This is a genomic window from Gracilibacillus phocaeensis (assembly GCF_900626275.1).
GTDB lineage: Bacteria > Bacillota > Bacilli > Bacillales > Amphibacillaceae > Gracilibacillus > Gracilibacillus timonensis.
In genome coordinates, this window is the sequence record NZ_LR131144.1 from 819,196 (window position 1) to 837,191 (window position 17,996).

Consider the following 17,996-nt stretch of genomic DNA (forward strand, 5'->3'; position numbering starts at 1 on the left):
GAGAAGGGATGAACGTTGTTGGAAGTGAATCTACAAACAATGCTATTTGAATTTATTGGTGGATTGGGAATCTTTTTATTAGGTATTAAATACATGGGAGAGGGCTTGCAGAAGATTGCAGGGGATCGCTTGCAATATTTCTTGGATAAAACGACTAGTAACCCTTTTATGGGGGTACTGGCAGGGATTGTAGTAACGATATTGTTACAGACAAGTTCAGGGACGACTGTACTGACAGTTGGTTTGGTAAATGCCGGCTTTATGACCTTGAGACAGGCCATTGGTGTCATAATGGGGGCAAATATCGGAACGACGATGACCGCATTTATTATAGGGATCGATATTCAAGAATATGGTCTGCCCATCCTTGCTGTTGGGGCATTGATGCTGTTTTTCTTAAAAAATGAGAAATTTTCCAATATTGGTTTAACCATTTTTGGTTTTGGTGCGTTGTTTTTTGGGCTTAATTTAATGGGTACGGGTTTAAGGCCATTAAGTACTTTGGAATTTTTCCATGAACTTACATTAAGTATGTCTAACACACCGATACTCGGTGTCCTAGTAGGGGCTTTGTTCACGATGTTAGTACAAAGTTCCAGTGCTACCATTGGTATACTGCAAGGTTTGATGACAGAAGGTGCTATGGAGTTGAAAGCAGCCTTGCCGGTATTGTTTGGTGACAACCTAGGCACGACGATTACAGCGGTAATTGCATCTGTTGGTACGTCTATCGCAGCACGAAGAGCCGCTTTAACACATGTTGTCTTTAACCTCATAGGTGCGATTATTATTGTGATATTCCTAAACGTATACACTATATTTATTGCTAATTTACAGGATTGGTTAAATTTAAATGAGGCAATGACGATTGCCTTTGCACACGGTATATTTAATATTTCAAACACGGTTATCCAGTTTCCATTTATCGGAGCACTTGCCTATTTTGTAACAAAGTTAATTCCAGGTGAAGATGTAGTGGTGAAATATAAACCACAGCATTTGGACCCTATTTTCATTAAGCAATCCCCGTCTGTCGCACTAGATCAAGCAAAGGCAGAGGTTATTCATATGGGGAGATATGCCTTGAAAGGTTTAGGTGAGACAAGCCAGTTTCTAAATACTAACGAACAGAAAAAAGCAGAAATGGCCTTGCAAATTGAAGGTGCTTTGAATAACCTAGATCATGAAATTACGGATTATTTAGTCGAATTATCTCGTACCAATTTTACGGAAGCGGAGAGATATAGCCATTCAGCGCTAATCAATGCGGTTCGTGATATTGAACGTATGGGTGATCATTACGAAAATATTATCGAGTTAGTCAATTACAAAATTTCCAATAAGGTAGATATTACGGAACAAGGGATGATTGATCTCGACAATATGTTTGAGTTAACGATCAGCACGGTGGATGAGGCTATTAATGCGTTAGAGAACATGGATAGAGAAGCTGCACTTAGCGTTATTCAAAAAGAGAATGCCATTGATAAGATGGAACGTAACCTGCGCAAAAAACATATTATTCGATTGAATGAAGGAATTTGTACAGGTACAGCCGGGATCGTATTTGCTGATATTATTAGTAATTTAGAGCGTATTGGTGATCATGCGGTAAACATTGCTGATGAAGTGTTAGAAGAAAGGTAACCCACATGCAGAGAGCAAGAGATCTTGCTCTCTGCAACCTATTTGTGGTTAGATGGCTGTGTTGAGCGTTTTAAGGGAATTTGACGAAAATATTACAAAAACTATTGACTATGATAAAAGGCTGTGGTAAATTGTTATATGTCGCTTCAGTGATTATCGAAAACATTCCACAGTAGCTCAGTGGTAGAGCAATCGGCTGTTAACCGATCGGTCGTAGGTTCGAATCCTACCTGTGGAGCCAATATGGCGGTGTAGCTCAGCTGGCTAGAGCGTACGGTTCATACCCGTGAGGTCGGGGGTTCGATCCCCTCCGCCGCTACCATTTTAGAATGGCGATCGTGGTGAAGTGGTTAACACATCGGATTGTGGTTCCGACATGCGTGGGTTCGATCCCCATCGATCGCCCCATTTTTATTAGAAACAGAAAGGACCCTTAGCTCAGTTGGTTAGAGCTATCGGCTCATAACCGATCGGTCGCAGGTTCGAGTCCTGCAGGGTCCACCATACTTACACGGAGGAGTACCCAAGTCCGGCTGAAGGGAGCGGTCTTGAAAACCGCCAGGGGCTTCACGGCTCGCGGGGGTTCGAATCCCTCCTCCTCCGCCATATCATACATATTATTACGTTAGGCTCGGTAGCTCAGTCGGTAGAGCAACGGACTGAAAATCCGTGTGTCGGCGGTTCGATTCCGTCCCGAGCCACCTTTAACAAGCTATTAGAAAAGCTTGTTTTTTATTGTCTAATAATCGCAAGCGCTATCTTTTTTGATAGATAATAAACCGTAATAGTTGCATTTTATTTCTGATATTTGATACTATTTGTCATAGAGAAGTTAATACACTTTCTTTAAAATTAAGCTCATAGGAGGAATGTAACATGGCAAACTTTACTTTACCTGAATTACCTTATGGATATGATGCTTTAGAGCCTCATATTGACAAGGAAACAATGAACATTCATCACACTAAACACCACAACACGTATGTAACGAAATTAAATGCAGCACTAGAGGGTCAAGATGATTTAGCCAGTAAATCAATTGAAGACATTCTTGCAGATCTTAATGCTGTTCCAGAAAACATTCGTACAGCGGTACGTAATAACGGTGGTGGCCATGCCAATCACAGCTTATTCTGGACTTTACTTTCACCAAATGGTGGTGGCGAACCGTCGGGTGAGGTAGCAGAAGCTATTAACTCAACGTTTGGCAGCTTTGACAAATTCAAAGAAGAATTTGCAGCTGCAGCGACAGGACGTTTTGGATCAGGCTGGGCTTGGTTAGTGGTTAACAATGGTAAGCTTGAGATTGTTAGTACACCAAATCAGGATACTCCAATTTCTGATGGTAAAGCTCCAATCTTAGGATTAGATGTATGGGAGCATGCATACTATCTTAAATATCAAAACAAACGTCCAGACTACATTGCTGCATTTTGGAATGTAGTAAACTGGGATAAAGTAGAAGAGTTGTATCAAGCAGCTAAATAATAGAATACCACTCAAGAGGTTATGACGATTGATGTCATAGCCTCTTTTTATAAGTAAAGAAAGTTAAAATCATTGATATTATAGGGTTTGTAACGATTTGACCGTGAACGAACTGGAAACCGAAGTACCGATAAGATGGATTATGTTAAGTAATTTGCTTTCTTTAGTGGTGAGTTTGCCCGTTTTTTTATGCTAGGCGAGCGCTCTGGGAATATGCTGCGCTAGGTAGAGGTACAACAATGGTTATCACTGCAAGGATGAAAAATTCTTGATACAGAGAGAGTATGGTAACAAAAGGAGAAAATCGTCAACTGATTTTTCGGCTGCGTGATGGATCGTGATACAACCTAAACTCCCGGTATTACATAACGAGAATTTTGCACAAATACTGTTGTGACAAGGTTTTAGTACTACAATCTTTTAAAATATCATCGTTATGCTTACTAACGCATAACAAGGGTGCTTTCCTATGTTTATGCGTGTTGCAAGACCATCGTTATGTGTTTTCGGGAGAGCAGGATACAAATATAAAAGTCATAATGTATGATCGAATCGTTCTCAGAAAAAGGTTATGTGGTTTGGTTATTGGCAGAAATATAGTGTCTGGAACACTTCATCCTAGCAGTCATTCGATTGTAGTGCTACTACCCAGCGGAGGAAATAGGTGGAGACTCCTGCGAGAATAGCGCAGTGTGAAGACCCCGCAGGAAGCGATTTTTGCTGACGAGGAGGCTAAAGCCTTGTCTCGCGGAAAGCGGAACCTATTTCCGGAGCGTTTCCTAGCACTGACAAACAATCAACTTTACTACATGGAATAGATGGACTCGTTACTTAACATAATCCATCTTATCGGCAGTTCAGTGACTACTTTGAATGGTCGATAAAGGACCGGGCGGGGTTTGTCCGATTTTCTTAATTCGTAAAGGACCTATCTGTTAAAGGATGAAGGAGCGCTCTAATTTTGCCAGTATCCTTATCTCCGCCAAATAAATATTCCAAAGCTTCATGCATATCTCATGGCTTCTAGTCCAAAATAAAGATTAGATTGCAGTGGGGTGTTAAACATGGAGACATTTAATAAAATAAAAAAACGAGCGATGCCGAACCGTAAAGATCTATATCTTTTGTTAACGATTGGTGGGCTGTATGCCTTAGCCACTTTTTTGTCGAATACATTTGTAAATATATATATATGGAAACAGTCTGGCGACTACATTAGTATTGCTTTATATAATCTGTTTATTTATCTCTTGCAGCCGATAGCATTTACAGTAGCGGGGAAATGTGCCAAACGTGTGGATCGTACATTGGTAATTAGAATCGGCGTATTATTCCTATCGATTTTTTATGTGATCGTTTTGCTGGCAGGAGAACAAGTTTCGGAATATCCCTATTTGTTAGGGGCGATCTTAGGTATTGGAGCAGGCTTTTATTGGTTATCCTTTAATGTATTGACTTTCGAGGTAACCGAGCCCGAATCAAGGGATTTTTTTAATGGAACCTTTGGTACCTTACAATCCTTAGGGGGGATGATCGGCCCTTTTTTCGCTGGTTATATCATTACAAGGCTTGATAACTTCCAAGGTTACAGCTTTATTTTTTTATTGTCTTTTATCCTTTTTGCCTTAGCAATGGCTTGTTCCTTCTTTTTAACCAAACGGAAGGCAAGAGGGGAATTTCGTTTTAGACAAGTACTTCAGGAAAGAAAAAGGAATAGAAACTGGCATTTGGTTTTGATGGCACATATTTTTCAAGGACTACGTGAAGGTTTATTTCTTTTCGTAGTAGCTATTTGGATTTATGTGGCTACCGACAGTGAGCTTGCTTTGGGCTCGTTTAATCTGGTATTATCCCTCTGTTCCTTTATCGGATACTATGTGTTAACGAAAAGAATCACCGTTGCCAAACGGAAGCGAATGATCATGTGGGGAGGTTTACTGCTGTATGTTAGTGTCATTTTGTTAGTACTTCAAGTAAATTATGCCATGTTGTTATGGTATGGGGCGATCGTCGGTTTTGCTTATCCACTGTTTAATATTCCTTTCTTTTCCTTGACCTATGATGTGATAGGTAAGGCTAGAAGAGCAGGTGATTTACGGATAGAATATATTATTGTTCGAGAGGTGTTTATGAATATAGGCAGAGTATCTGCCATTTTGTTGTTTATCGTTTCGATTCTATTCATTAAGCCGACTTATGCCATTTCTGGTTTATTATTGATTCTTGGAGCTGGTAATCTGGTTGCTTTTTTCTTTATAAAAGGAACTCACTTGGCTACTTCTAAAATGCAATAACTGGTGAAAGATGTTATAATTAGAAGGATAGCAATGCTAAGGGGGAGCAACATGGATTTCAATCAGGCATTTAAAAAGAAATATAAAAAGCAAAAGAAAAAGAAGTCACAGTTACCTTTTCGTTTAAATATATTATTTATTGCCGTGTTTCTAATTTTTTCATTATTGATTGTTCAATTAGGCGTTGTGCAAATTTTGAATGGGGAGGAGGCACAGCGCCAAATTGATCAGACAGAAAATACACCGACGGAAAAATCAGTGCCACGAGGTAAGTTCTATGACAGTAATTATGATCTCGTAGTGGATAATAAGGCCGTTAAATCGATTACATATACACCGCCAAAAAATGGGGATACGGCTGATGACAAATTGAAGTTAGCGGAAGATTTGGCGAGTTATATTACGATATATAAGGAAGAAGAAGAATTAGAGGATGCGGTTACCGATCGTGATAAACGAGAATATTATTATTTGGAAAATACAGAAGATATACAGGACCGTTTAACCGAGGAAGAGCTAGATTTAGATCCTAGTGAAAGGTATCAAAAAGAGCTTGATGCCATAACTGAAGAGGAGATCGAAAACTTTGATTGGAATCACGACTTGCTGAATGTGATTGCGATCAGAAAAGAATTAGATGAGGCACAAGAACTTTCTTCGCACGTAGTAGTGAATGAAGGACTAACCGATGAAGAATATGCCTTAGTATCTGAACATTTGCCGCAGCTTAATGGCATTGATGCGGTGATTGACTGGGATCGTGAGCCAGCTTTTGGAGAGACTTTTAACTCCTTTCTAGGCGGCATCACCTCATCTGATGAGGGAATACCGCAAGATAGAAGTCAATTTTACTTGGCAAACGGCTATAAACGAAATGACCGGGTCGGGACAAGTGGATTAGAAGAACAATATGAAAATGTCCTGCGAGGGCGTAAAGAGAAGGTGCAATATACCACATCTACTAGAGGTGAGGTGTTGAGCTCTGATGTAGTGGTAGAAGGACAACGAGGTAAGGACCTTACCCTAACTGTTGATATGGAATTTCAGCAAGCCGTCGATGAAATTGTTCAAGAAGAACTGGAAACAGCGATTAATAATCCAGCCAATAATAACGGTTACCTTGAAGACGCCTTAGCGGTGGTGATGAATCCGCAAACGGGTGATATTCTGGCCATGTCGGGGTCGCACTATAATCGAGAGGATAAGGAATATGAGAATCAGGCTTATCGAACGATCTATGATGCCCATGAAGTAGGTTCATCGATAAAAGGTGCCACATTGCTTGCTGGTTATCAGGAAGGAATCGTGGATATTGGTTCAGTACTGGTGGACGAATCACTATATATTCAATCGACACCGACATTCTCATCGATTGGTGCAGCAATGGGGCCTATTAATGATTTGACTGCCCTCGAGAAATCGTCCAACGTATATATGGGAAAAATTGCGATACAAATGGCAGGTGCGACATATCAACGTAATGAGATATTGCATAATTTTGACTATGCCGCCTTTGATAAATTGAGAAGCTATTATAGTCAGTTTGGTCTAGGCTCAAGCACCGGTATTGACTTACCATACGAGGCCACTGGGTTAGCCGGAAGTGATGTGGATCAAGGGAATTTACTTTATATGGCAATTGGACAATACGATACCTATACTACTCTGCAATTAGCTCAATATGTATCAACGATCGCTAATGATGGTTATCGGATGAAGCCGCGTCTCGTTAACGAAATTAGAGAACCAAGTGGCGAAGAAGGGGTGCCAGGCAAGGTGATCGAATCTTTTGAGCCGGAAGTAATGAATAAGATTGATATGGATCAAAAGTATATTGACAGGGTGCAGGAAGGTTTTAGAAGGGTATACACTAGTGGAACAGCTCGAAGTTATTGGAGTGGCATTCCTTATGAAGTAGCCGGGAAAACCGGTACAGCAGAAAGACCGCAATATAATGAAGACGGAGATAAGATTGCGGATACGGACAATCTCACGCTAGTGGGCTATACTCCATTAGAGGAACCAGAACTTGCTTTTGCTGTTATTGTGCCAGAGAATGGAACAGAAGGTGAAACGCATAAAGCTCATCATGAGATTGGCAAGCGGATCGTTGAAACGTATTATGATATGCAAGAAGAACAATCTGAAGAAGATGAAGAATAAGTTTAGTTAACATAAAACTGGTGAACAAGTGATTGAGAATCGCTTGTTCACCAGTTTTTTTATTTAATAAGATAAGAAAGCTTGTAAAACAATAATCATTGAAATGATTTTGAACTTGAACGAATTGTGGTACCGATAAGATAGATGATGTAAAGTAAAAGGCTATTCCAAGTGATCATGTTGAACGTTTTTTATGTGCTAGGAAACGCTCCGGAAATAGGTTCCGCTTTCCGCGAGACAAGGCTTTAGCCTCCTCGTCAGCAAAGATCGCTTCCTGCGGGGTCTTCACACTGCGCTTTTCTCGCAGGAGTCTCCACCTATTTCCTCCGCTGGGTAGTAGCACTACAATCGAATGACTGCTAGGATGAAGTGTTCCAGACACTATAATTCTGCCAATAAGTAAACTGCATAACCTTTTCTGAGAACGGTTCGATCATACATTATGACTTTTATAAAATGAAGGAGCCATTTTGTAGCATGATCCATTACGCAGACGATGAATCAGTTGAAGATTTTCTCCTTTTGCTACAACGGGTCTTGGTACCTAGAACACTTCATTCTTGCAGTAACAACCATTGTTGTACGCCAATCTAGCGGAGGGAATAGGTGGAGACTTGAAAATGGTTTACAGGCTAAAATCGCAACGTCTTGTTGCAACGCCTGCACTTGCACGTCCTGTGCATCGCAGGACGTGCTGAAGATCCACTAAAAAGTGCTCTTCTTTTTAGTTAGCTGAAGCCGGCCCCATGGAAAGCGGAACCTATTCCCGGAGCGCTTGCTTTGCACAGATAAAACGATCAAACTCACCACTAAGGAAAGTGGACTACTTAACATAATTTATCTTATCGGCAGTTCAGTGGCTACTTTTAGTTATTCGTAAAGGACCGGGCGAATTTTGCCCGGTTTTTCTTATTTATCACGATTTACAATATCTTAACAATCCATTAATAGTAGATTAACAATTATTCGATATGATGGGTACAGAAGCTAAGCAATACAGCTTCATTATTATGTTAAATAATTGGGGGAAAAACAGATGAAGAAAAAAATACTATTTTTGTTATCCGTACTAGTCATGATTAGTTTGCTAGTAGCTTGTGGAAGTGAGGGTAATAGTGAAGAAACGGATAGTGAAGGCAATAGTGGAGAAACCTCTGCTGCAGAAAACGAAGAGTTGGAAGGAACGGTTGCGATTGATGGTTCAGGGACCGTTTATCCGTTAATGGCAAAACTAGCAGAGGAATATATGATAAATGAGCAGCCAAATGTTTCTGTTGAGGTAAGTCGTGCCGGTACGAGTGCAGGGTTTGAAAAATTTCTAGTAGAGAACGGAACAGATTTCAATGACGCATCGCGCTTGATTAAAGAAGAAGAACAAACAAAAGCAGATGACCTAGGAATCGAAACAATGGAAATTAAAGTAGCATTAGATGGCTTAACGATTGTTACCCATCCAGATAATGATTGGGCTTCAGAATTAACACAGGAGCAAGTGCAAGATATCTTTTTAGGAAATGTAACCAAGTGGTCTGAGATCAATGAAGAATGGCCAGATGAAGAGATTCAAACTTATGGTCCTAATGAAAACCATGGTACCTATGAATTTTTCTATGAGGATATTATGGAAGAACAAGATCTAGTAGGCAACATTGATTTACAACAAGATTATTCTACACTGGTGACTCTTATTTCTGAAGATCCAAACTCGATCGGATTTTTCGGATTTGGTTACTATGACAGCAACCAAGACAAGCTAAATGCAGTTGGCATTGATTTCGGTGATGGTGCTGTTGTTCCTTCCTTGGATACCATTGGAGAAGAAGGACCGTATGCTGACTATACTCGCCCTGTATTTACTTACTTAAATGTAGGAAATGCACAAGAGAAGACGCAAGTATATGATTATGCAACCTTCGTCGGGGAGCAAATCAATGAATTTGCCGGTGAAACAGGTTTTGCACCAATTCCAGAAGAAGAGCAGCAAGAACAGTTGCAAGCTATTCAAGACATCCAAGAATAAAAAAATAGGTAAAAAGGTGACAGTGAAATGGGAGTGTGTATCTCATTTCGCTGTTCATTTATCAAAGGAGTGCCAATGACCATGACGAGTCACAGCAAAAAAGAGAACAGCGCTGTCTCCGTTCGTGAGATGATAGCAAATAATAAACGTAAAAAAAGTTTGCATAACTTTAATGAGAAGAGCATTCCAGTTGTTCTTTTTCTCCTAGCTTCTGTTACGGTATTAACAACCATAGGGATACTGTACACATTAATCATAGAGGCCGTCCATTTCTTTATGGAGGTGCCTATACTTGATTTCTTTACGGGAACAGAGCTAAGGCCATTAAGTCAGAATCCGGAATTTGGTATTTTACCATTACTTAATGGTACTTTAATTTCATCGTTGATTGCCATTTTAGTTGCAGGTCCAATTGGTCTTATGTCTGCGATTTATTTAAGTGAGTATGCCTCAACACGAGTCAGAAAGGTGTTAAAGCCATTGCTGGAGGTGTTGGCAGGTATTCCGACGATTGTATATGGATTCTTTGCCTTTACGTTTGTCACCCCACTTATTCGTGCAATTTGGCCGAGTGTGGAAGCGACAAATATCTTAAGTCCAGGATTGGTAATGGGGGTAATGATTATTCCGATGATCGCTTCTTTGTCAGAGGATGCGATGACCTCCGTTCCTAACCGTATCCGTGAAGGTTCTTTAGCAATGGGAACAACAAGGCTGGAAACAACCTTTAAGGTCGTCATCCCAGCTGCATTATCGGGAATAGTAGCGTCCTTTGTCTTATCGATCTCACGTGCCATCGGAGAAACGATGATCGTCACGATAGCAAGCGGCAGCTCGAAGAATTTCACCTTTGACCTTACGCAATCGATGCAAACGATGACCGCTTATATTGTTGAGGTTTCAGGAGGAGAGGCCCCAGCAGGTTCCACCTTGCATTACAGCTTATATGCCGTGGCCTTAACCTTGTTTGTCTTTACCTTGATCATGAATTTACTAGCGAAGTATGTCTCTCGTAGATTTAGGGAGGAATATTAATGGAAAAAACAGAAAGACTCGTACAGAAACAAAGCAATCGAATCGCAACAAGGATCCGTTTGAATACCTTTTGGAAAACTATTTTTTTCCTCTCTACACTATTTGGTTTACTTGTATTAGGCATTCTTATTTATCGAGTATTGGTGCAAGGACTGCCTTGGTTGAATGTCGATTTTTTGGTATCACGTTTATCTACTACGGCTGAAGATGCAGGAATAATGGGCGCCATCCTCGGTACTTTATGGGTGATGGTTGTTGTCATTCCCGTTACTTTACTAGTCGGAGTAGGAACGGCAATTTATTTAGAACTATATGCACAAAAAGGATGGGTAAAATCATCCATTGAAACGAACATTTCCAACTTGGCTGGTGTGCCATCAATTGTCTACGGATTGCTTGGATTAACCGTTTTTGTCCGATTAATGGATTTTGGTAATGTTGTACTTGCCGGTGGTTTGACGCTTTCCCTTTTAATCTTGCCAATTTTAGTTGTATCGAGTCAAGAGGCAATTCGTGCAGTACCTGGTTATTTAGCGGAGGCATCCTATGGGATGGGGGCGACGAAATGGCAAACGATTCGACGGATTATTTTACCTGCGGCGATTCCCAGTATCTTAACTGGATCGATTTTGGCCTTGTCACGTGCGATTGGTGAAACGGCTCCACTAACGGTATTAGGTATCCCAGCCTTGCTGATTCCTTTTCCAAATGGTTTGTTCGATACGTTCACCGCCTTACCGATGCAAATTTATTATTGGACGATCGATGCATCCCTGGTTGCCGAATATGCCAATTTAGCCGCTGCAACGATTATTGTGCTATTGGTTATTCTGTTTATTTTGAATGCTACGGCCGTATTTATCCGTAATAAATATCAACAATCATTGTAGAACACGAATTGCGAGTAGACAGACATCACGTAATGGAGGAATGAAAGCATGAGTACTTTAACAGATAATAGTATTAAACTGGATGTTCAAACGCAACAAGCAGAGGTACAGCAGAATATTGATCAGGAAAAACAAGTGATCTATGATACCAAACATTTGGATCTATGGTATGGCAGTACCCATGCTTTAAAAGATATTAATCTTGCCATTTTAGAAAACGAAGTAACGGCCATCATTGGTCCATCTGGTTGTGGGAAATCAACCTATATTAAGACACTTAACCGTATGGTGGAGCTTGTGCCTGGTGTGAGCACTTCAGGTAGTATCTCCTATAAGCAGAAAGACATCTTAGATAAAACGATTAAGGTAGAAGATTTAAGAACCGATGTAGGTATGGTATTTCAAAAACCAAACCCATTCCCAAAGTCTATTTATGAAAATATTGTCTATGGACCTAAAATACATGGAATTAAGAAGAAAGCAGTTCTTGATGAAATCGTTGAAAAGAGTTTGCGAGGGGCAGCTATTTGGGATGAAGTAAAGGATCGTTTGCATGAGAATGCTTATGGTCTATCAGGTGGTCAACAACAGCGTATTTGTATCGCACGTTGCTTGGCGGTAGAACCGGATGTCATTCTGATGGATGAACCGACATCGGCCTTGGATCCGATTTCTACGCTCAAAATTGAAGAATTAATGAAAGAATTAAAGGAAAAATATACAATCATCATTGTTACCCATAATATGCAGCAAGCGGCCCGTATATCGGATAAGACGGTGTTTATGTTGCATGGAGAAGTGATTGAGTTTTCTGAAACGAATCAACTATTCTCTAATCCAGTTGATAAACGAACAGAAGATTATATTACGGGGCGTTTTGGTTAAGAAAGGAAGTGTCTAATGATGTCAGCAAGCTCATTGTTTCAAGAAGAGCAACAACATATTGAAAAATTAATTATTCAACTCGCCAATAGAACGAAGGATCAATTAACGCAAGCGGTAGACTGTTTGTATCATGCAAATGTAGTAGAAGCAAAACAGGTGATAAAGACAGACGAACATCTCGATCAGCTGGATCATGATATTAATGAAGAAGCGATTGTATTGATTGCCCGACAGCAGCCGGTAGCCCGTGATTTAAGAAGGTTAGTTGTTGCATTGCGGATTTCAACTGATTTGGAAAGAATGGCGGATAATGCCAAGAATGTGGCAAAGTCTACCGTTCATCTTGGCTCTCATCCCACTGTTGAGGCTCACCCATCTATTAAAGAAATGAAGAATCTCGCCATAGAAATGATTGATTTGGCTATGAGGGCATATACTTATGAAGATATCAGCTTAGCCAGGAAATTGGCTAGCTTGGATGATAGGTTGGATCACCTTTATGCAAGTATGTTGCAAGAATTGCTGGAAGAAAAAGCAACAGACTCTCAGGAAATTCAACATATCATGCAAATGGCGTTCAGTGGTCGATATGTCGAAAGAATTGGAGATCACGCAACCAATATTGGAGAAGACGTGATGTATTTGGTAAAAGGAGAATCGTTAGACTTAAATGAATAAACTTAAGTGGTAAGGATAGAAAGGCAGGTTAATGAGTGCCTTTGCTATCCTTTTTGTTATATTAGTGTGTCAGCCTAATTGATTTTTTTATCATATCGAGTGGCCTATTGCTGTATAGTGGTTATTTTTGACAATCAGTCTAACTATACTATTCGGATGTTTGTCCAGTCACCGTATCTGCCACTTCTTCAGGTGTAGCGGTGGTTGAGACTTCGAACTCTCCTGCTTGAATGGATCTGCTCAGATCATTTTGTTCCAAATAGTCAAGGAAGGCCTGTTGATCATCCAATAACTCATTCTCTTCTAATAAATCTAAGATATCTATAATCCCCATGCCGCCTTCAATTACAATCGTCACTGAATCTGTTTCCGGTTCTTCAGCCGTTTCATTGTCTTCACTAGGGTCTGTGGGCTCGTCTGGTTCCTCTGTCTCTGCGCTTGGTTCTTCCTCCACCATCTCACGTTGTTCATCATATACAAAATATCCATCATTCTCCACTTGTTCAATAGCTTCTTCGGTGGAGAGAGTGGTTGTCTCTTCTGAATTATTATTATTGATAAAGTATACCAGCGCCAAAATAATGGCTGCTGTTAATAGCCCTAAAGAATAAGATCTCACGATTTGCTTCAATGTATATCCCTCATTTATTATTATGATTCTCGAATAATGGTAATCACATCTTGTTCATTAATCTGAAGTTGTTCAGCAATAGAATCCGTATCATGGCCTTGTTGGTATAAGGTGAAGATTTCATTGGTTATATCTGTTTCCATATTGCGTTTTGGATGTAGTGACTGCCGTACGGAGGCATCGTCCATTAATAACTCTTCTTCTAATACACCGATTTTCTTCTTTAATTGATAGCTTTCTTGTAAGGAAGAGATAGATAGTTGTTCCATCTGTTCTTCCAGCTGTTTGAATTTATCCTGCATGAAAAATGAAGCAATCCATAGAATAATTCCTACAGCAATGATGGTAGCTACTACTGCGTAGATCATGACTTTCCTCCTAAACCATTATTTTCATACTTATAGTTATATCATATTTATAAGTTCAATTAAACATTTACTTGAAATAATCTGTTCTTTTTGCTATTATATCTTAGTAAAGTAATTCGAATAAGAATGAATAGCAAGATGTTCGATTTAGTTTGGAGGGAAAATGATGCGCGTTAATATTACATTGGCTTGTACCGAGACAGGTGACCGTAATTATATTACGACTAAAAATAAACGTAAACACCCAGAACGTTTGGAGCTTAAAAAATACAGCCCACGTTTGAAACGTCATACGTTACACCGCGAAACAAAATAATCAGGCTTTCCATGTCAGGACCTTTACTTCGTCTAACAAGTAAAGGTCTTTTTCATACTAAGGAACGCATGTAATCCTTGGTCTAATAGGATCTAGATAGATTTTAACTTGAAACGAACCACGATACCGATAAGACGGATTATGTTAAGTAGCTAGTCCATATATGCCATGTCGTAAAGTTGATTGTTTGTCGGTGCTAGATAGCGCTCCGAAAATAGGTTCCGCTTCGATGCATAGGACATGCAAGTGCAGGCGTTACGACAGGAGGTCGTGATCTTAGCCTGCGAACCTTCATAGCAAGGCTTTAGCCTCCTCGTCAACAAAGATCGCTTCCTGCGGGGTCATCACACTGCGCTATTCTCTGTCTGGCTACAAGCGTCAAAAACTAGACAACTTCCCGACAGCGCCTTACGATAAGTCATCATCGGTTCGTCCCTCACCGTGATTCCTTTATCTCCGTCGCTTCGGTCCAGTTGTTACGTTTTTAACCGACGCTTTCCGCCTTTCTTGCAGGAGTCTTCACCTATTTCCTCCGCTGGGGAGTAGTGTTACAATTGAATGGACTGTTAGCATGAAGAGCTCAAAGCACTATCATTCTGCAAATCAGCAAGCCACATCACCTTTTGGGGAACGATTGGAACGTTATGATGATTATAGATGGAGGAACCATTTTATAGCATGGATCCACCACGCTTCTGAAAAATCAGTTGACGATTCCTTCTTTATTGTTGCAACACCGTCTAGGTACCTAAAACACTCCATCCTTGCAGTGATAACCATTGTTGTACTTTTACCTAGCGGAGGGAATATGCGGAGACTGGAAAATGGTTTACAGGCTAAAATCGCAACGTCCTGGGACTGCGATTACTCGCCCCACCGAAGCCCATTTGTTGCAACGCCTGCACTTGCACGTCCTGTGCATCGTAGGACGAGCTGAAGATCCACTAAAAAGTGCTCTTCTTTTTAGTTAGCTGAAGCCGGCCCCACGGAAAGCGCAGCATATTCCCGGAGCGCTCGCCTAGCACAAAAAAGCGGGCAAAGTCAACTGCCCACAAAAGTGGTCTACTTAACATCATCCGTCTTATCGGTAGTCAAACAAAAAGCTATATTAACAGCTTTCCGAGATGATTGTTCGTAGAAGGGAGAGGATGGTATATGAAAAATTTAAAGCAATGGCAGCGCGAGCATGTTATGGAAGCGTGGAAATCATGTGTTGATAGAACGTTTATCACAGAATCTCTGCATCGACATTTATACCTTACGCCCGCATGGAAGCAAGCTACCACAATAGGTATCACGATATCAAAGGGACTTGAATGGGAAACACAACCAATTATAGAGATGTCTTATTTATTAGGAAAAAAAATCGTCATTCCTAGAACGAACCCGCTAACGCATGAAATGAACTTTCATTATTATAGCCAAGGAGATCAATTAGAGCAGATGTGGCAAAATATATATGAACCCATAGCGAATTTACCTATCGTTGAAAAGACAGAAATTGATTTAATGATCGTTCCAGGCATCGTATTTGATAAACAAGGCTATCGCATCGGCTATGGCGGAGGATTCTACGATAGATATTTAGCAGATTATCAAGGGGAAACACTATCGCTAGCCTCCGATTTTCAAATGGTCAGCCAGTTAATGACCGAACCACACGATCAGCCGGTCGATCAACTGGTTACGAATTTTGGCAGAATATATTGTACCCATACATAAAATAAGGACTTCAGGTGAAAACTTGTGATAACACACAAGGAGAGAAGGATAACAACATGAAAAAAATAATCTTAATCATTGGCAGTATTTTGTTAGTCCTAATATTTCGGAAACCATTAGGCAATCGAGCGATGGAAATACCTGCGATAAGGAGGATGGGTGTCCGCTTTATGCTAGGTATACCTTATTTCCGTAAGCGACTAATGCAGTCGATGTTTTCCAATCGGTAATAAATTGCTTATTATTGTTCTTGACCAAACGATTCATGGTATGATGAGGACAATAGTAAGGTAGGTGTTGTCATCGTGTTAGAAAGTCAATTTGTCCAGTGTCAGTTGGTGCTCCATCTAATCGAAAAGGAGCAATTCGAGCTTGTGACGATTTCATCCAATCAGCAGGAGTATTTATTGTGGCGGCGTCATAAACGCCATACGGAGATTGTCCATGTGTCTTCCACCCCTTTTTCGTGGCAGCAAGAGCTTGAGCGTGTCGTGCGTTTAATCGAACAAAATGCATTGCGTCAGTTACAACAATCGTTGCTTTTTCAAAAAGTATCTTTTTATCATGTGTTTTTAAACGAACGTTATCTAGAACAAGATTGGCATGAAATGAGTCTGGAAATGCCAAAACATAAAAAGGTTCAATCTTCGGATGTTTATGTATGGCATAAAGAAGATCAACAAGATTTGGCTCGTTTTTTTCAAGAAGTAAAGCTAAAAGAACCTCTATCTTTTACTATTCAGACGCAAGGGCTGGCGCTCTCCTATGAAGTGACAGCATTGCAAAAACGAATCACCGATTATCATCAACAAACGTTAAAAGATGTGCAAGCCGTGTTTCAACGAGCAAAACCGTATATGACATACTTGTTGCTTGCTATAAATTTGATTATGTTTTTCCTCCTGGAATCCAATGGAGGCTCTACTAATACCGAGACATTGATCGATTATGGGGCCAAGTATAATGTAGCTATACTTGATGGTGAATGGTGGCGGATCCTTTCTTCCATGTTCTTGCATATTGGATTTGTCCATCTAATTCTCAATATGTTGGCCTTATATTTTATTGGGACATTGGTTGAAGGGATATACGGTAATGTGAGGTTTACGCTGATTTACTTTTTAAGCGGAATTGCAGGAGGTTTATGTAGTTTTGCGTTTAGTCCAAGCGTTGGAGCAGGAGCTTCTGGTGCCTTATTTGGACTATTTGGTGCTTTGCTTTATTTTGGGCTCAAAAAGCCAAACCTCTTTTTTCAAACAATTGGTGCCAATGTGTTGTTTATTGTGGCAATTAATGTGGTTTTTGGTTTTGTGGTTCCCCAAGTCGACCATGGGGCTCACTTAGGAGGATTAGTCGGTGGTTTTCTCGTAGCTGCTATGGTCATGCTGCCCAAAACAAAGGGATTTTTATGGCGCATAGTAGCAACAGTCATATTTCTGGTCTATCTGGCAGCGATCCTATTATTTGGCTTGTCCAACGATAGGGTTCAATTTGATGAGACTATGCAAATCCTGCATGTGGAGCAGTTACAGCAAGAAGACAACTATTCGCAAATGATTGATACGGTAACGCAGACACTACCACATGCTGAAAATTACCAAGCAGAGCTTCTTTTTTTGCGCTCGATTGCTTATGTACATACAGAAGACTCCGATCAGGCAATTCGTGATTTAGAACAGGCCGTACATTTAAAGTCAGACTTTGAGAATGGTTGGTACAATTTGGCCTTGCTATATCACCTAGAAGGTCAGCAAGAAGATGCCTTGATAGCGGCAGAACAGCTATTGGGATTAAATGACCAGGATGAAAGTTATCTGGCCTTGTATGATGATATTCGTCAAGAACAAGAGAGCCACTGA

General features: G+C 40.3%; 15 protein-coding genes and 6 tRNA genes. 19 read left to right on the forward strand and 2 right to left on the reverse strand.

All coding sequences use genetic code 11. The annotated features are described in order from the left end of the window. The first annotated feature begins 18 nt into the window (after positions 1 to 18). From E0E32_RS11685 to phoU, 15 genes are all read left to right on the forward strand, one after another. Positions 19 to 1,647: a Na/Pi cotransporter family protein gene (locus tag E0E32_RS11685; protein ID WP_066196439.1), complete on the forward strand. Its 1,629-nt coding sequence runs from the start codon at positions 19 to 21 to the stop codon at positions 1,645 to 1,647. 166 nt (positions 1,648 to 1,813) lie between these two features. Beyond that, positions 1,814 to 1,888: transfer RNA gene (locus tag E0E32_RS11690), tRNA-Asn, on the forward strand. 4 nt (positions 1,889 to 1,892) lie between these two features. Next, a tRNA-Met gene (locus E0E32_RS11695) sits at positions 1,893 to 1,969 on the forward strand. A gap of 10 nt (positions 1,970 to 1,979) precedes the next feature. Next, positions 1,980 to 2,055 (forward strand) — tRNA-His (locus E0E32_RS11700). A gap of 19 nt (positions 2,056 to 2,074) precedes the next feature. Then, positions 2,075 to 2,151 (forward strand) — tRNA-Ile (locus E0E32_RS11705). Between the two features lie 9 nt (positions 2,152 to 2,160). Continuing rightward, positions 2,161 to 2,253: transfer RNA gene (locus E0E32_RS11710), tRNA-Ser, on the forward strand. Positions 2,254 to 2,275: 22 nt separating this feature from the next. Further along, a tRNA-Phe gene (locus E0E32_RS11715) sits at positions 2,276 to 2,348 on the forward strand. Positions 2,349 to 2,523: 175 nt separating this feature from the next. Beyond that, the gene (gene sodA, locus E0E32_RS11720) at positions 2,524 to 3,135 is read left to right on the forward strand and encodes a superoxide dismutase SodA (protein ID WP_066192951.1); all 612 of its coding nucleotides are present in this window, start codon (positions 2,524 to 2,526) and stop codon (positions 3,133 to 3,135) included. 1,064 nt (positions 3,136 to 4,199) lie between these two features. Next, complete coding sequence (locus E0E32_RS11725) at positions 4,200 to 5,429, forward strand: MFS transporter (protein ID WP_130859822.1); 1,230 nt, start codon at positions 4,200 to 4,202, stop codon at positions 5,427 to 5,429. Between the two features lie 51 nt (positions 5,430 to 5,480). Next, positions 5,481 to 7,592: a peptidoglycan D,D-transpeptidase FtsI family protein gene (locus E0E32_RS11730; protein ID WP_130859823.1), complete on the forward strand. Its 2,112-nt coding sequence runs from the start codon at positions 5,481 to 5,483 to the stop codon at positions 7,590 to 7,592. A 1,036-nt stretch (positions 7,593 to 8,628) separates the two neighbouring features. Further along, the gene (locus E0E32_RS11735; protein ID WP_066192957.1) at positions 8,629 to 9,612 is read left to right on the forward strand and encodes a PstS family phosphate ABC transporter substrate-binding protein; all 984 of its coding nucleotides are present in this window, start codon (positions 8,629 to 8,631) and stop codon (positions 9,610 to 9,612) included. Positions 9,613 to 9,693: 81 nt separating this feature from the next. Further along, entirely contained in the window at positions 9,694 to 10,647 is a 954-nt protein-coding gene (gene pstC, locus E0E32_RS11740; RefSeq protein WP_066192959.1) for a phosphate ABC transporter permease subunit PstC, read from the forward strand. Next, positions 10,647 to 11,537, forward strand: a complete 891-nt coding sequence (gene pstA / locus E0E32_RS11745; protein WP_130859824.1) for a phosphate ABC transporter permease PstA — start codon at positions 10,647 to 10,649, stop codon at positions 11,535 to 11,537. The genes pstC and pstA overlap by 1 nt, the downstream gene beginning before the upstream one ends. A gap of 48 nt (positions 11,538 to 11,585) precedes the next feature. Further along, positions 11,586 to 12,422, forward strand: coding sequence for a phosphate ABC transporter ATP-binding protein PstB (gene pstB, locus E0E32_RS11750; protein WP_066192963.1), 837 nt, complete (start codon positions 11,586 to 11,588; stop codon positions 12,420 to 12,422). Between the two features lie 15 nt (positions 12,423 to 12,437). Further along, positions 12,438 to 13,100 (forward strand): phosphate signaling complex protein PhoU, encoded by a 663-nt coding sequence (gene phoU, locus E0E32_RS11755; RefSeq protein WP_235817538.1) that lies wholly within the window; start codon positions 12,438 to 12,440, stop codon positions 13,098 to 13,100. Between the two features lie 148 nt (positions 13,101 to 13,248). Here the strand turns inward: phoU and E0E32_RS11760 are convergent, their stop codons facing one another. Together E0E32_RS11760 and E0E32_RS11765 are read right to left on the reverse strand one after the other, a co-directional pair. Beyond that, positions 13,249 to 13,731, reverse strand: coding sequence for a hypothetical protein (locus E0E32_RS11760; RefSeq protein ID WP_066192967.1), 483 nt, complete (start codon positions 13,729 to 13,731; stop codon positions 13,249 to 13,251). Between the two features lie 20 nt (positions 13,732 to 13,751). After that, entirely contained in the window at positions 13,752 to 14,099 is a 348-nt protein-coding gene (locus E0E32_RS11765) for a hypothetical protein (RefSeq protein ID WP_130859825.1), read from the reverse strand. A 166-nt stretch (positions 14,100 to 14,265) separates the two neighbouring features. On the opposite strand from E0E32_RS11765, the gene rpmG reads away from it, so the two are divergent. From rpmG to E0E32_RS11780, 4 genes are all read left to right on the forward strand, one after another. Beyond that, positions 14,266 to 14,415 (forward strand): 50S ribosomal protein L33, encoded by a 150-nt coding sequence (rpmG, locus tag E0E32_RS11770; protein ID WP_018933855.1) that lies wholly within the window; start codon positions 14,266 to 14,268, stop codon positions 14,413 to 14,415. Between the two features lie 1,155 nt (positions 14,416 to 15,570). Then, a complete protein-coding gene (locus E0E32_RS11775; RefSeq protein WP_066192970.1) occupies positions 15,571 to 16,137 on the forward strand; it encodes a 5-formyltetrahydrofolate cyclo-ligase in 567 nt (188 codons plus the stop codon). Positions 16,138 to 16,193: 56 nt separating this feature from the next. After that, positions 16,194 to 16,367, forward strand: a complete 174-nt coding sequence (gene yqgO / locus E0E32_RS22255; RefSeq protein WP_161485715.1) for a protein YqgO — start codon at positions 16,194 to 16,196, stop codon at positions 16,365 to 16,367. A 75-nt stretch (positions 16,368 to 16,442) separates the two neighbouring features. Beyond that, the gene (locus E0E32_RS11780) at positions 16,443 to 17,996 is read left to right on the forward strand and encodes a rhomboid family intramembrane serine protease (protein ID WP_130859826.1); all 1,554 of its coding nucleotides are present in this window, start codon (positions 16,443 to 16,445) and stop codon (positions 17,994 to 17,996) included.

Coding starts and splice junctions, on each gene's coding strand:
- rpmG (WP_018933855.1), top strand. CDS start 14,266: ATGCGCGTTAATATTACATTGGCTTGTACCGAGACAGGTGACCGTAAT.
- sodA (WP_066192951.1), top strand. CDS start 2,524: ATGGCAAACTTTACTTTACCTGAATTACCTTATGGATATGATGCTTTA.
- E0E32_RS11735 (WP_066192957.1), top strand. CDS start 8,629: ATGAAGAAAAAAATACTATTTTTGTTATCCGTACTAGTCATGATTAGT.
- pstB (WP_066192963.1), top strand. CDS start 11,586: ATGAGTACTTTAACAGATAATAGTATTAAACTGGATGTTCAAACGCAA.
- yqgO (WP_161485715.1), top strand. CDS start 16,194: ATGAAAAAAATAATCTTAATCATTGGCAGTATTTTGTTAGTCCTAATA.
- E0E32_RS11765 (WP_130859825.1), bottom strand. CDS start 14,099: ATGATCTACGCAGTAGTAGCTACCATCATTGCTGTAGGAATTATTCTA.
- pstC (WP_066192959.1), top strand. CDS start 9,694: ATGACGAGTCACAGCAAAAAAGAGAACAGCGCTGTCTCCGTTCGTGAG.
- E0E32_RS11775 (WP_066192970.1), top strand. CDS start 15,571: ATGAAAAATTTAAAGCAATGGCAGCGCGAGCATGTTATGGAAGCGTGG.
- phoU (WP_235817538.1), top strand. CDS start 12,438: ATGATGTCAGCAAGCTCATTGTTTCAAGAAGAGCAACAACATATTGAA.
- E0E32_RS11725 (WP_130859822.1), top strand. CDS start 4,200: ATGGAGACATTTAATAAAATAAAAAAACGAGCGATGCCGAACCGTAAA.
- E0E32_RS11730 (WP_130859823.1), top strand. CDS start 5,481: ATGGATTTCAATCAGGCATTTAAAAAGAAATATAAAAAGCAAAAGAAA.
- pstA (WP_130859824.1), top strand. CDS start 10,647: ATGGAAAAAACAGAAAGACTCGTACAGAAACAAAGCAATCGAATCGCA.